11 protein-coding genes are annotated in these 13,303 nt (G+C 39.0%); all 11 read left to right on the forward strand.

What is annotated here, in order from left to right:
* The first annotated feature begins 271 nt into the window (after positions 1–271).
* Complete coding sequence (locus tag AACZ87_RS17040; protein ID WP_192085360.1) at positions 272–838, forward strand: hypothetical protein; 567 nt, start codon at positions 272–274, stop codon at positions 836–838.
* Positions 831–2,402, forward strand: a complete 1,572-nt coding sequence (locus AACZ87_RS17045; RefSeq protein ID WP_192085359.1) for a type I restriction-modification system subunit M — start codon at positions 831–833, stop codon at positions 2,400–2,402. The genes AACZ87_RS17040 and AACZ87_RS17045 overlap by 8 nt, the downstream gene beginning before the upstream one ends.
* 5 nt (positions 2,403–2,407) lie before the next feature.
* Positions 2,408–3,649, forward strand: coding sequence for a nucleotidyltransferase (locus AACZ87_RS17050; RefSeq protein ID WP_192085358.1), 1,242 nt, complete (start codon positions 2,408–2,410; stop codon positions 3,647–3,649).
* A 16-nt stretch (positions 3,650–3,665) separates the two neighbouring features.
* Positions 3,666–4,106 carry a hypothetical protein gene (locus AACZ87_RS17055; RefSeq protein WP_339868936.1) on the forward strand — a complete coding sequence of 147 codons (441 nt, stop codon included), beginning with the start codon at positions 3,666–3,668 and terminating at the stop codon, positions 4,104–4,106.
* 10 nt (positions 4,107–4,116) lie between these two features.
* Entirely contained in the window at positions 4,117–5,331 is a 1,215-nt protein-coding gene (locus AACZ87_RS17060) for a restriction endonuclease subunit S (RefSeq protein WP_192085356.1), read from the forward strand.
* Entirely contained in the window at positions 5,328–6,455 is a 1,128-nt protein-coding gene (locus tag AACZ87_RS17065; RefSeq protein WP_192085355.1) for an SAVED domain-containing protein, read from the forward strand. Before AACZ87_RS17060 ends, AACZ87_RS17065 begins: the two co-directional genes overlap by 4 nt.
* A 107-nt stretch (positions 6,456–6,562) precedes the next feature.
* Positions 6,563–7,234, forward strand: coding sequence for a DUF3800 domain-containing protein (locus AACZ87_RS17070; RefSeq protein WP_192085354.1), 672 nt, complete (start codon positions 6,563–6,565; stop codon positions 7,232–7,234).
* A gap of 1 nt (position 7,235) precedes the next feature.
* A complete protein-coding gene (locus tag AACZ87_RS17075) occupies positions 7,236–7,775 on the forward strand; it encodes a hypothetical protein (protein WP_225586723.1) in 540 nt (179 codons plus the stop codon).
* Positions 7,776–8,252: 477 nt separating this feature from the next.
* Positions 8,253–11,501, forward strand: coding sequence for an HsdR family type I site-specific deoxyribonuclease (locus AACZ87_RS17080; RefSeq protein ID WP_192085353.1), 3,249 nt, complete (start codon positions 8,253–8,255; stop codon positions 11,499–11,501).
* A complete protein-coding gene (locus AACZ87_RS17085) occupies positions 11,498–12,193 on the forward strand; it encodes a SprT family zinc-dependent metalloprotease (RefSeq protein ID WP_192085352.1) in 696 nt (231 codons plus the stop codon). Before AACZ87_RS17080 ends, AACZ87_RS17085 begins: the two co-directional genes overlap by 4 nt.
* Before the next feature lie 98 nt (positions 12,194–12,291).
* The gene (locus AACZ87_RS17090) at positions 12,292–13,188 is read left to right on the forward strand and encodes an FRG domain-containing protein (protein ID WP_192085351.1); all 897 of its coding nucleotides are present in this window, start codon (positions 12,292–12,294) and stop codon (positions 13,186–13,188) included.
* The last annotated feature ends 115 nt before the right edge of the window (positions 13,189–13,303 follow it).

The following is a 13,303-nucleotide window of genomic DNA, read 5'->3' on the forward strand; positions in this document are numbered from 1 at the left end:
CCTCCGTGGAGGATATGAAGGCAGTTCTTTTTTCCGGATAAACATGAGGGCTATTTGATTTGCAGAATACCAAACAGATCAATAAGACGTATTAGTGGACTTTAACCTTCGATTGACCATGATTTTTAGTTTTAATCAAATACTCGTTTTGATCTATGATTTCATTTTTTTAGTAATACGCGTACTTAAAAATAAATTTTCCATTTTGTGTTTTTTTTAAGAATTTCTCCTTAACTATGTAAAATCGTAATTGATGTACTAAGAAATAAAATTGAAAAAAGCACTCAAAAATATAGCGTCCATAAAATCCGGTGTTTTTCTAAAACCCCAGGCTCAAGGTGATTTGGTTTACTTGCAAGCTAAGCATTTCAATGCTGATGGCGAGCTTGACTCCGAGCTTTTCCCAGACGTTCAATGGCAGGATATTTCGGAGAAACATGTATTGAAGCCTGGAGATATCTTATTTTCAGCAAAAGGATTGAAGAACTTTGCAGCTGTCTATGAATCACGGAACTTGCCTGCGATAGCTTCCACATCATTTTTGATTATTTCTATTTGGGAGAAAACGGTGGATCCTGAGTATGTTACCTTGATTCTTAACTCGAGGCATAGTCAGGAATATTTGAAAGGAGTCGCTAAAGGGACTTCGATTCCCTCAATAAGTAAAAAGCAATTGGAGGAATTTGAAGTTGTGATGATTCCAAGGGGAATCCAGCAAAAGTTGGTCGCATTAAGTAAATTAAAAAAAGAAGAAAATGATCTGGTTTCAAAGATAGAGCGATTAAAGAAGCTGAGTTTTGAGCAGGATTTAAATACTATTATACAGCAATATGAGTAAAATAATAACGCAAAAAGACATCAACGACGCGGTCTGGAGAGCCTGTGATACGTTCCGTGGAAGCATTGACCCCAGTGTCTATAAGGATTATGTGTTGACCATGCTTTTTGTCAAATACCTGAGTGATGTGAATGATGACACAGAAGAGGAATACTTAAAAAAATATCACGGAGACCAAGAGCGTGCAAAGCGAGCCATGCGTCACGAGCGATTTATTGTTCCAGAGCATAGCCATTTTAAGTATTTGTATGCCAACAGAAATGCGGTAAATATTGGAGAGTTGATAGATATTGCCCTTGTGGACCTGGAAGAAGCCAATCGCCAAAAGCTGTATAGTGAAGATGGAGCAGGGATTTTTAAAAATATCAGCTTCAATAGCAGTGTATTGGGAGAGCCAAAGGATAAAAACAACCGACTCAAAAATCTACTTTTGGACTTCAATAAGCCTGAGTTGGATTTGAGGCCATCTCATCTTTCTGGGGTAGATATCATTGGGGGAGCTTATGAGTACTTGATTTCCAACTTTGCTTCCGATGCAGGAAAGAAGGCGGGTGAGTTCTTTACACCAAGTGAAGTCTCCACTTTGTTGGCTAAGTTGACTAAATCAGCACCAGGTTCAAGGATATGTGATCCTACATGTGGATCTGGATCCTTGCTGATCAAGGCAGGTCAGGAGGTTGGTTCGTCTAATTTCTCGCTCTACGGTCAGGAAGCTAATGGTAGTACCTGGGCTTTGGCGGTAATGAATATGTTTTTGCACGGATTTGATAATGCTACCATCAGATGGGGAGACACCATACGGAATCCTAAACTGAAAGAAGGGGATTCTCTGATGAAGTTTGATACTGTGGTTGCTAATCCACCTTTCTCCTTGGATAAATGGGGGAAAATCGAGGATAAAGATGGAGAAATAACTACGGTAACTTGGGACCCTGAAACGGATCTATATAATCGTTTTTGGAGAGGGGTGCCACCAAAGAGTAAAGGCGATTGGGCATTTATCACCCATATGATCGAAACGACCTATGAGGGAAAGGGGAAGGTTGGAGTGGTTGTTCCTCATGGAGTACTTTTTCGAGGAAGTTCTGAAGGACGTATAAGACAGAAAACCATTGAGGAGAATCTGCTGGAAGCAGTGATCGGTCTTCCGGCAAACTTATTTTTTGGAACGGGTATTCCAGCAGCAATCCTGATTTTCAACCGGGATAAAAAGCAGGGTAAGAGCGTCTTATTCATAGATGCTTCTCAACATTATGCTGCTGCCAAAAATCAAAATAAGCTTCGGGATTCGGATATCAAGCATATTGTAGATACGTACCGGAATTTTAATGAAGGTAAATCCCAGCCTGGTGTGGTAGAGGATAAATTCAGCTATGTCGCCACATTTGAGGAGATCAAGGAGAATGACTTTAACCTGAATATTCCACGATATGTGGACACCTTTGAGGAGGAACCTGAAGTGGATATCCAAGCGGTGCAAGAGGAGATCAGCAGATTGGAGGGAGAGTTGAAAGTAGTTCAGTTGGAAATGAAAAAGTATTTAGATGAATTAATTAAAAAATAGAAGATATGCTTTCAAAAGATCAAAGAGATCAGTTTAGTGAAATTTTAGAAGAGCTTGGTAAGACTCTGGATATTACTGAAAAACAATATAATTCAGCCGTGCAAAGTTATAATGCGGTCGGTTCTTGGTTGTCTAGCCCTGATTCTACTTTGGCACCCTACCGCCCCGAAATTTTGCCTCAAGGCTCATTTATGTTGGGTACCATGATTAGACCCATTTGCGATGACGATGACTTGGATATTGACCTAGCGTGTCAGCTTAAAGGGAAGAATCCTAACTGGACCCAAGAAGATTTAAAGAATAAAGTTGGCGATCGATTGAAAGCTCATGGTACCTATGAAGATATGATAGATGAAGAAGGTAGGCGATGTTGGACATTATTATACAGGCAAGATTCTGGGAATACACGAGAGAGGTATCATATGGATATTTTACCATCCATTGTTGATTTTGGTTATAGGATGATTCTGGAAAAAGCTTTTTCAGTGAAAGAGTTTGAAGATGTAGAACAGCTAGGAATTAGGATTACAGATCGAGACGATGATGGATATAAATGGGATACAAATCATTTGAACTGGCTTAAAAGCAACCCTTTTGGTTATGGTAGATGGTTTTTTAATCGAGCCAGTTTAGATCTTGAAAAGTCTTTTTCCTTAAGAGAATCAGTTGCTCCAGTACCAAAATATCAGAATGAAAAATTGCCATTGCAGCGTGTGGTTCAAATTCTCAAAAGGCATCGAGACATGATGTTTAATGGTGACGAAAACAAGCCAATATCAATTGTTATCACAACACTTGCTGCTCGAGCTTATCAGAAGGAAACAGATATACTTTCTGCATTAATGAATGTTGTAAGGGGAATGAGAAGTCAAATCGAGGAACGATGGTCTAGTGAGTACGTTAAGTTTATCAAATGGGTATCAAACCCTGTGAACGATAAAAATGAGAATTTTGCAGATAGGTGGCAGCAGTTTCCAGAGCGAGAAGATTCATTTTTCAATTGGTTAGATGAGGTTGAAAAAGACGTGAATTTGATTGTTTCAAAACGAGGAGATTTGAGATTGATTAAGGAATCAATGGAAAAACCATTTGGAAAAGAATTAATCGAAAAATCCTTCAGTGCATATGGAGCAAATCAATTAAAATCCAGAAATGACGGATTGATGAAAATGGCCTCAGGTTCTGGAATGCTGGGCAGTACCGGGATTACTGTCAAAAGACACGATTTTCATGGGGATGAAAGTTAAGATTCATCCTTTAAACATGGCTTTGCAAGCTCAAAGATTAAAAGCGTTGTTTCCGAATTCTGAAATAAATTTTAATTCTCAGGTTTTGAATTGGAGGTGTGTCATTACCCCAAGTCCATTAAGTAGAGAATATCAAATTAAGCTAGTCTTAGGAAGGGGGGAGCAACCAAATGTTTACATTGAAAGCCCGCTCCTTGAATTATATCCTGAGAAAAATAGTCTACCCCATGTTTATAGTACGAAAAAGCAATGGTTGTGTCTTTACTATAAAAAAGTAAAGCAATGGAATAGTGGGATGTATTTGGCTGATACAGTAGTCCCTTGGATTAGTGAGTGGTTGATGCACTATGAACTTTGGCTTTGCACAGGGATTTGGCACGGTGGAGGAATACACGATGAAAAGAAGGTCGAAAATCTAAAGGAAGAACTAATTGAGGGAAATAAAGGAAGAAGTTAAGTTTACCGAAATGGGAAAGGTGTTCTTTAATAAAGAAATCCCTAGTGATTGGGATATAAAAAAATTTGAAGATATCGCTGAAATAGATAAAGAAAGTCTTAAGAGTAGTACTTCCAAGGATTACGAGTTCGATTACATTTCACTTTCTGATGTTGACTCTGGTGATTTCAAAATTGAAACAACAAGACAAACATTTGTCACTTCGCCTACAAGAGCAAGAAGAGTCGTCAGAAAAGGAGATATATTGATGTCAACTGTTCGCCCCAATCTTCAAGGTTTCTCCATAATTAAAGATGAAGTGAAGGATTTAATCGCTTCAACTGGATTTGCAGTGATCACAGCGAGTAAATGCAACAATGAATTTTTATTCCAGTACCTGTTTAGTTCATGGGTTTCAAGGCAATTTTATCTATTGCTGGTTGGGTCTAATTATCCTGCAATAAATTCTTCAGATGTAAGAAGACTTCAAATCCCCCTCCCACCTCTTCCCGAGCAACACGCCATAGCCCAAGTGCTGGGGACGATCGATCAGTCTATTCTGACTACTGAGCGCCTGATCGCCCAAAAAGAACTCCGCAAAAAATGGCTCATGCAGAATCTACTGACGGGGAAGATGAGGTTGAAGGGATTTGATGGAGAGTGGAAGTTTATTTCTATTTCAAATCTTTTTATTCCGGTTAATAGATATGTCGATTGGAACGAAAGCGAGCTATATAAATTAATAAGTATTCGCAGGAGGAATGGTGGTGTTTTTTATCGAGACCCTCTTTTTGGATATCAAATAGGAGTTAAGAAATTGAAAACCGTTCTAAAAAATGATTTCTTGATTTCAAAACGACAAGTCTCACATGGTGCTTGGGCCATTATTAATTCCGACTTTAATAAAGCAAAGGTTTCAGACGAGTATGTTTGTCTAGAAATTGCAGATAAAAAAATAATCACAGCTGATTTTTGTAAGTGGTATTGCCAATTTCCAATTCTTACTCATTATGCAAATGTAGACTCAGATGGTGTGCATATTGAAAAGTCAATCTTTGATTATGATCTTTTCAAGAAAAGAAAGGTATTAATACCAGATACCATTGAAGAACAAACCGCCATTGCCGAGTTGCTGAAAACGGCAGATAAAGAAATCAAGTTACTCAAAGCTATGGCGGAGAAACTCAGGGAGCAGAAGAAGGGATTAATGCAGCAGTTGTTAACAGGTAAAAAGAGATTGGTATGAGTATATCCTATATTTCAGCGACAACAAAATACATTCTATGGGGCAAGGCAGCAGGAAGATGCCAATATAGAGGCTGCAACAAACCCTTGTTTGTTGATGCACTTACCAAAAGTGAGTTTAACCAATCATACATAGCCCATATTGTTGCAGACGTACCTGGCGGACCAAGAGGTGATGTGGTTCGATCTGACTTACTCAAAAAAGATATTACCAATTTGATGCTCATGTGTGACGAGCACCATAGGCTAATTGATAAAAAAGATGTCGCCGGACATCCTGAGCCATTGCTTCTGCAAATGAAAAAAGAGCATGAAGATAGAATTGAAAAAGTAGCTTCAATCAATCCAAATATGCATAGCCATATTGTGACCTATAGAGCCAATGTCGGCGTTCATACTCCAGTTATCTCCTACGAATCGGTTCGTGAATTTCTGCTCCCATCTTATTATCCTGCTCAATCGCAAGCGATTGATTTAAGCTTAAGTAATAGTCCGCAAAGAGATAGGAATTCGAGTTTTTGGCAGACTGAATTAGAGAATTTGGAAACTCAATTCAATGAACAATTAAGGCCTAAGTTCAGAAAGGGGGAAATCAGTCATTTGTCTATTTTTGCCCTAGCTCCAATTCCTTTATTGATAAAACTGGGAACTTTAATCAATGATATTCAAAATGCGGAAATTCATCAACCAGTTAGAGGTCCAAATACTTGGAATTTAAATAGTGACTCTTCTGATTTCCAGTACCATATAAATGAGAATTTGCAAAGTCCTGAATTTGTGGCATTGGCAATTTCATTTAGCGGAACGATTGATAATCAAAGGATAATTAGAGTTTTGGGCGAAGGTTGCTCGATTTATACATTAACAATAGAGGAACCTTTTAACGATTTCTTGAAGTCAAAGAAGCAACTTCAGCTGCTCAGTATCGAAATAAGGTTGCTATTTGATAGAATTAAAACAAGGTTTGGTTCTCAAAAAACTCTACATGTATTTCCGGCAATGCCGGTTGCTACAGCCATTGAATTTGGCAGAGTTTGGATGCCTAAGGCTGATATGCCTTTGAACATCTATGATGAGAATACTGCTAATGGTGGATTTTCTTTAGCAATTCAAATAAAAAACTGAAAATAAAGGAATTTAAAATGACTAAGAATTATTCCCATATTCAATTTCAAAGTAATTAAAAGGTTGACCAGATGATATCTGGTTAATATTTCCAATACTCAGCATATATGACCAAAACCTTCAATTTCTACTGCGATGAAAGCTGTCATTTAGAGAATGACGGTCAGCCCTATATGATGATCGGCTATGTCAGCAGTGCCTACAATCAGGTGAAAATGCACTCCCAAAATATCCGCCAGATTAAGGAAGAACATGGGGTGTTTTCGGAAGTGAAGTGGAGCAAGCTGTCCAAGTCTGCCTATCCGCTGTATAATGAGCTGATCGAGTACTTTTTTGCGACAGATCTCCAGTATAGGGCTATCGTGATCGACAAGAGCAAACTTCGTCATGCGGATTTTTCCCAAGACCATGACGATTTCTACTACAAAATGTATTTTCAGCTTTTGAGTAAGAAACTGGTGCCGGAATATGGTCATAATATCTACCTGGATATCAAGGATACCCGAAGTGCCAAGAAGGTAAACGGTCTCCGGTCTTTCCTTTCTTCCAATCTAATCCAGGTCCGAAACCTTCAGAATATCCGCTCCCACGAAAGTGAGCTGATGCAACTGGCGGATATTATTACGGGAGCTTTGTCTTACCACCTGCGAGGATTGGATCAGGTGATTGCCAAAAACAAAATCATCGAAAAGATCCAACAGCATTGCAGGCTTCCCCTGACTCAGTCTACCCCCAGGGATCATCAGAAGTTCAATCTTTTCTTTATAGATCTGAAGTGATATGATGCCAACCAATCTTTTAAAGAAATATCCGGATTTGCTGGAAATCATGCATTTGTCAGAGAGTGAAAGAACCGGTTCTCTACGCTCAATTTTCAATAGAGATATCGAAGAAAATCCTGGCTTGAACTTCCGAACTAAGATAATTCGCCCCATAAAAGGAGAAGAGCCTGCTATGGATTTGCTTTTTAAGCATTTGACCACGGAGGAAATCCAGGAGGTGGATGCTAATGGAAAGGAGTATCCCAAACGGATTTTTGAAAAGGACAGATCTCAACGCCTGCATTGGATTAGGTTTCATTTGGAAGAGACAAAAAAAGACAGGGTTGAAATCTTCAGTGTTGAAGAAAGAGATCAGAAAAAAAGAGAAGATATCATTAGAACTTACATTTTCGATGTAGATCAAAATTATATTATAGTTCTGGATCCACAGAGAAGTAAAAGAGATTATTATTTGGTTACTGCTTATTTTCTCAATAAGAACTATGGAGCAAAAAAAATCAAAAAACTTTTAAAGAGAAGGCTTCCTGAAGTCCATTAAAACCGCAGGGCTCGATACATATCGTGATGTATCGAGCCCCGAAACTCCTTTTTCCAATGGTAAAATGAGCAAGACAAAAGTATTAGAATGAATTGGTTATAAAAAATTTATTTAAATAAATTAACACTTGACCTCAATTGAATTAGTTGATTTCATTAGTCGATAGTTAAGTTTTGGACTAGTGTTATTTTCAATAAATTAAACGCTTTACAATCTTCCTAAGAAGAAAAAGCCAAAAAAAGCTAAACGAAAAGGATCAATGATGAGCACCAGAAATAAAGAGAATTCAGATAAGCTTTCAAATTCACAATGGAGGATTTAAGAAGAAAACCGCATTTCAATGAATGCGGTCCGCATTTACGGATCTGCGGGCAACCAGGTCTTTCACCCTTTGGGCAATGACCCTACAAATTTCACCATTCTACTTATTTTAAACAATAAAACATTTAATTTTTCCTAATCGATTAGGACTTCCCTATGGATACTCCCAGTTTCAAAGAAGATCATATTTCACAGATTCCTGCAATACAATGGCTCTGCAAACTTGGGTTTGAGTACCTGCCGGAAGGAGAGGCTTTTAAACTGCGTGGAGGAAAAACTACCCAGGTTTTGCTGGAAGAGGTACTTCGAAGGCAACTTCGTTTGATTAATTCTGAAAAGAAAGTCAGTTCCAGTCGTAACACTTACATCAGCGAAGCAAATATTGAAAACGGAATCCGAAAACTTCAGGAGATTCCTTTGAACGAAGGCTATATCCATTCCACCGAAATAATCTATAACCTGCTGACTTTGGGAATGGCCGTGGAGCAGACTGTGGATGGAGATCGGAAAAGTTTTACCCTACAGTACATAGATTGGGAAAATCCCCAAAACAATAAGTTTCAGGTTTCAGAAGAATTCAAAGTCTTACGTAGCAACGGCAAAGATCATTACATTCCGGATCTAGTGATTTTTATCAACGGAATTCCCATTGTGATCCTAGAGTGTAAGCGACCGGACATGAAGGAGCCGATCAAGCAGGCTATCTCCCAACATTTGAGAAATCAGCAGGAGGACGGGATTAGAAATTTTTATGTGTATGCCCAGCTGCTGGTATCATTGGCAAACCAAGAAACAAGCTATGCTACCAATGGTACTCCGTTGAAATTTTGGGCGCAGTGGAAAGAAAAGATTTCATCCGATTTGAAAAGGAAGGAATATGAGGATCAATTAAGGGTAATCAAAAAAGAGAAACTAGATCCTACCACACACCAGAAACTGTTTTCGGATCGCTTTTCCTATGTCAAGCGATATTTTGAAGACTTGGAGAAGGGAGAAGTACAATTTACGGCGCAAGATGAGTTTTTATTCAATTTATGCCGACCGGAGAGGCTTTTTGATTTGATATACAACTTTATTCTGTTTGATGGAGGTACGAAGAAGGTCACTCGATATCAGCAGTACTTTGCAGTCAAGAAGACATTGGCACGTCTTAAGGTTTTAGTAAAAGATGCAAAAGGTAGGGATCGACGAGAAGGTGGGGTGATTTGGCATACACAGGGAAGTGGTAAATCTCTTACGATGGTCATGATGGCGCAGGCGATTGCCATGGAAAAAAGCATTTTGAATCCAAAAATCATTTTGGTAACGGATCGGACGGATCTGGATAGACAAATTACCAGTACGTTTCGAAAATGTGGGATGGCAGTTAATAATGCGTCGACGGGAACGCAACTGGTACATTTGCTCGAAAGTCCAAGTGATGCTGTAGTCACCACAATAATCAATAAATTCACCGCTGCAATAAAGAAGATTCAAAAGCCGCTGGAAAATCCGAATATTTTTGTTTTGATAGACGAAGGACATCGGACCCAGCATGGAACCTTCAATATAGAAATGCAAAAGACCCTGCCAAATGCATGTTTTATTGCGATGACAGGTACTCCTCTTTTCAAGAAAGAGAAGAGTACAGCTGCCAAATTTGGGGGAATGATCGATGCCTACACTGTAGATGAAGCCGTGAAAGATGGGGCGGTCGTCCCACTCTTGTATGAGGGGAGATTGCCATATCTAAAAGTGAATTCAGGCCCTCTAGATCGATTTTTTGATATGGTTTCAGAGCCTTTTAATGATAGGGAAAAGGCTGATTTCAAGCGGAAATTTAGCCGTGCTGACCAGATCAACTCTGCTGAGCAAAGAATTTATGTGACCTGCTGGGATATCAGTAGACACTTTAGGGACAATTGGCAAGGAACAGGGTTTAAAGCTATGTTGGTCTGCGACAAAAAGCTAAGCGCAATCAAATACAAAGACATCTTGGATGAAATAGGACTGGTAAGCTCTGAAGTTTTGATTTCACCCATTGACGACCGGGAAGGAGAAGACAATGCCTATGAGCAAAGCAGTGACAAAGTGCAAAGGTTTTGGAAAAAGATGATGCAGGAGCATGGATCTGCCAAAAAGTACGAGAGCCAAGTGATCAGTCGCTTTCAAAACCTGCCTGATCCAGAAATTATTATTGTCGTAGATAAACTTTTGACGGGCTTTGATGAACCCAAAAACACGGTTCTTTATTTGACCAGAAATCTCAAAGATCACAAACTGCTCCAGGCTATTGCCCGTGTGAATCGAGTAGAAGAAGGTAAAGATTTCGGATTTGTGATAGACTATTATGGAGTCATTGAAAATTTGGACGATGCATTGAAGATGTATGCTGCTTTTCAGGAGTTTGATGAGCTCGATATGGAAGGAACACTGGTGAATATAGAGGTAGAGATCAACAGACTTCCGCAGAGGCATTCTGAACTTTGGGATATTTTTAAAAGTGTAAAAAACACAAGGGATGCGGAGGCTTATCAGCTTATCTTGCGTGACGAGTCAGTTAGGGTGATTTTTTATGACAAGCTCACTTCTTACGGTAAAAGTTTGAAACTTGCTCTTTCGACCATTTCCTTTCATGAGAGAACTGACCCAAAGGAAATCGATCGGTACAAATCCGATCTGCTTTTTTTTATGAAGCTACGTGTCGCAGTTGTTGCCAGGTTTTCTGACAGGATAGATTATAGTCGATATGAAGAGCAGATTCAAAAACTGCTAGATACTCATGTGACTGCAGAGGAGGTAGAGCCCATTACTGATTTGGTCAATATTTTTGACAAAGACAGTTTTGCTAGTGAAGTTGAGAAGACGGTGGGAGAGGCAGCGAAAGCAGACAAAATTGCCAGCCGGACAGCCAAGTATATTTCCGAAAAGATGGATGAAGATCCCGCTTTTTATAAGAAGTTTTCTCAACTCTTATCCCAAACAATTGCCGACTATGAGGCGAGGAGGATTTCGGAAACCCAATATCTTCAAAAGACAAAAAATGTCATGGATGCGGTGCTCAATCATACAGACTCGGACATTCCCGAGCTGCTTAAGGACGAGTCGGTGGCAGCTGCTTTTTATGGATTGACCAAGGTGTTTTTGGATGAAAAGATTTCCAACACCGATGCGCTAAAGTCTATCTGCGAAACTTCCGCATTGAAAATAAATCAGCTTATAAAAGCGGAGGTTTTTGGTCAGGGGCAGAGCCCTATTGTGGAGTGGGAGTCCAAAAGAGAGATTACCGGTAAACTTATTATCGAGATAGGGGACTACCTGATAGATGAAGTCCGTGATAAACATGCGAGGGAGATTTCCTACTCAGAGATCGATTCCTTGGCTGAAAGAATCTTGGCCGTTGCCAAAAAACGCTATCGATCATGAAAGATTCAATTCAGTTTGGTTCTAGGGTGATCGATTATGAAGTGAGTTTTTCGGATCGGAAAACCTTGGGAATAACTGTCACACCTACCTCCGAAGTCTTGGTCAAAGCACCTGCCTTCGCCAACAGAGAAAAGATTAGACAGGTTTTGCAGAAACGTGCTGCATGGATTATAAAGCAGCAGAGTTTCTTTTTGTCATTCCAGCCGAGACTAACAGAGCGTAACTATGTAAGCGGAGAGACTCATCTATATCTGGGAAGGCAGTACCGATTGATGATAGAAGAGGCAAGTCAGGATTCGGTGAAGTTACTTCATGGAGAAATTCGTGTAGAGACTACAGATCGTGATAAAGTGAAAGAATTGATGAAGGCTTGGTATCTACAACTAGCTCGGAAGAAATTTGAGAAAATTGCTTCTGAGTTAATTCTAAAATTTAGATCAGAAGGTGTGGCTCCAGATTCAGTGGTCATACGAGATATGGCTTTGAGATGGGGAAGCTGCACTCCAAAAGGAAAAATAATACTAAATCCTGAGTTGATCAAAGCACCCAAAGGATGCATAGAATATGTCATTATTCATGAGCTATGCCATTTGGTTCACCCGGATCATTCTCCTGCTTTTTTCAGACTTCAATCCCGTTATATGCCTGATTGGGAAAAATGGAAGGAGAAGTTGGAGCGGATGATGGCTTAATTTTGATTCAGAGGCTTAGAAAGTGTTCTTTGTGGGGGTACGCTAAAGCACCAGATTTTATAAAGCAAAAGTAGGTATACGGAATTGATAAGTAAGGAATGAAACAATTATATATAGAATGTAGACTAAATCAGTGGTCTGATATTTTTACTTTAAATCAGAGATTTTTAGATCAATTTGTGTTTAGAGGTCAAGCTAATGAAAATTGGCCCTTATCTACCTCTCTTGAAAGACTTATCAATTCATTGTTCCCAAACTTGGTAGACAAAGCAATGATCCCACACCACGAAAAGGAAATGTTAAAAGAGTTTAAGTGGAAATATCCGCTTTATTCGCAGAATTCGCCGGATAGCACAAATAATATCGAGTGGTTAACTATTATGCAACATTACGGAGCGGCAACTAGGCTCTTGGACTTTTCTAAGTCTCTATTTGTGGCAATAAGAATGGCTATCGCAAATAACGAAAGTAATTCTGCCGTATGGGCTATAAACAAAAATATTTTGACATACAGTATCTCAGATAGTTTTTTGCGAGAAAAATATGAAAAAACGGGGAAAGGTGGAGGTATGAGTATGGATAAAGAGTATCAGCTTAGTAATGAAAAAGCAAACTGTGTAATTACTGACAAAAGTTTCGATAGGGAATTGGAAAAGGAGTTGCTGTTGATAAACCCGGAACAATGTAATGAACGCTTATCTATTCAGCAGGGATTATTTGTTATGCCTACAAACATAATGGTTCCGTTTTCTCATTCATTAACGTACTATTTGTCCTCACCAACCCCTACAAAATTACATTTTGATGACTTGTCAGGATACAACATAAGGGAAATCGCCCTATTAAAGATTACAATAGCTAAGGAATTGAATTATAGTGTACTGAAATATTTAAGACAAATGAATATTACTCCAGAAACTTTATTTCCTGGCTTAGAGGGATTGGGGAAATCTCTAAATTATCCGAGAATTAGTTTTAATAGAGATGGTGATTAGCCTCACACGAAATACTTTTTTTGTAAACTGATAGCACTACTAATGCTATCGAATCAGATTTTAGACAGCAGGTCAAAATAAACCGATATCTAACAGGACTAGGGTGATTGCTATT

Origin of the sequence: uncultured Algoriphagus sp. (genome assembly GCF_963974365.1) — a bacterium.
Taxonomy (GTDB): Bacteria; Bacteroidota; Bacteroidia; order Cytophagales; family Cyclobacteriaceae; genus Algoriphagus.

Coding starts and splice junctions, on each gene's coding strand:
- AACZ87_RS17045 (WP_192085359.1), top strand. CDS start 831: ATGAGTAAAATAATAACGCAAAAAGACATCAACGACGCGGTCTGGAGA.
- AACZ87_RS17050 (WP_192085358.1), top strand. CDS start 2,408: ATGCTTTCAAAAGATCAAAGAGATCAGTTTAGTGAAATTTTAGAAGAG.
- AACZ87_RS17055 (WP_339868936.1), top strand. CDS start 3,666: ATGGCTTTGCAAGCTCAAAGATTAAAAGCGTTGTTTCCGAATTCTGAA.
- AACZ87_RS17060 (WP_192085356.1), top strand. CDS start 4,117: ATGGGAAAGGTGTTCTTTAATAAAGAAATCCCTAGTGATTGGGATATA.
- AACZ87_RS17065 (WP_192085355.1), top strand. CDS start 5,328: ATGAGTATATCCTATATTTCAGCGACAACAAAATACATTCTATGGGGC.
- AACZ87_RS17070 (WP_192085354.1), top strand. CDS start 6,563: ATGACCAAAACCTTCAATTTCTACTGCGATGAAAGCTGTCATTTAGAG.
- AACZ87_RS17075 (WP_225586723.1), top strand. CDS start 7,236: ATGATGCCAACCAATCTTTTAAAGAAATATCCGGATTTGCTGGAAATC.
- AACZ87_RS17080 (WP_192085353.1), top strand. CDS start 8,253: ATGGATACTCCCAGTTTCAAAGAAGATCATATTTCACAGATTCCTGCA.
- AACZ87_RS17085 (WP_192085352.1), top strand. CDS start 11,498: ATGAAAGATTCAATTCAGTTTGGTTCTAGGGTGATCGATTATGAAGTG.
- AACZ87_RS17090 (WP_192085351.1), top strand. CDS start 12,292: ATGAAACAATTATATATAGAATGTAGACTAAATCAGTGGTCTGATATT.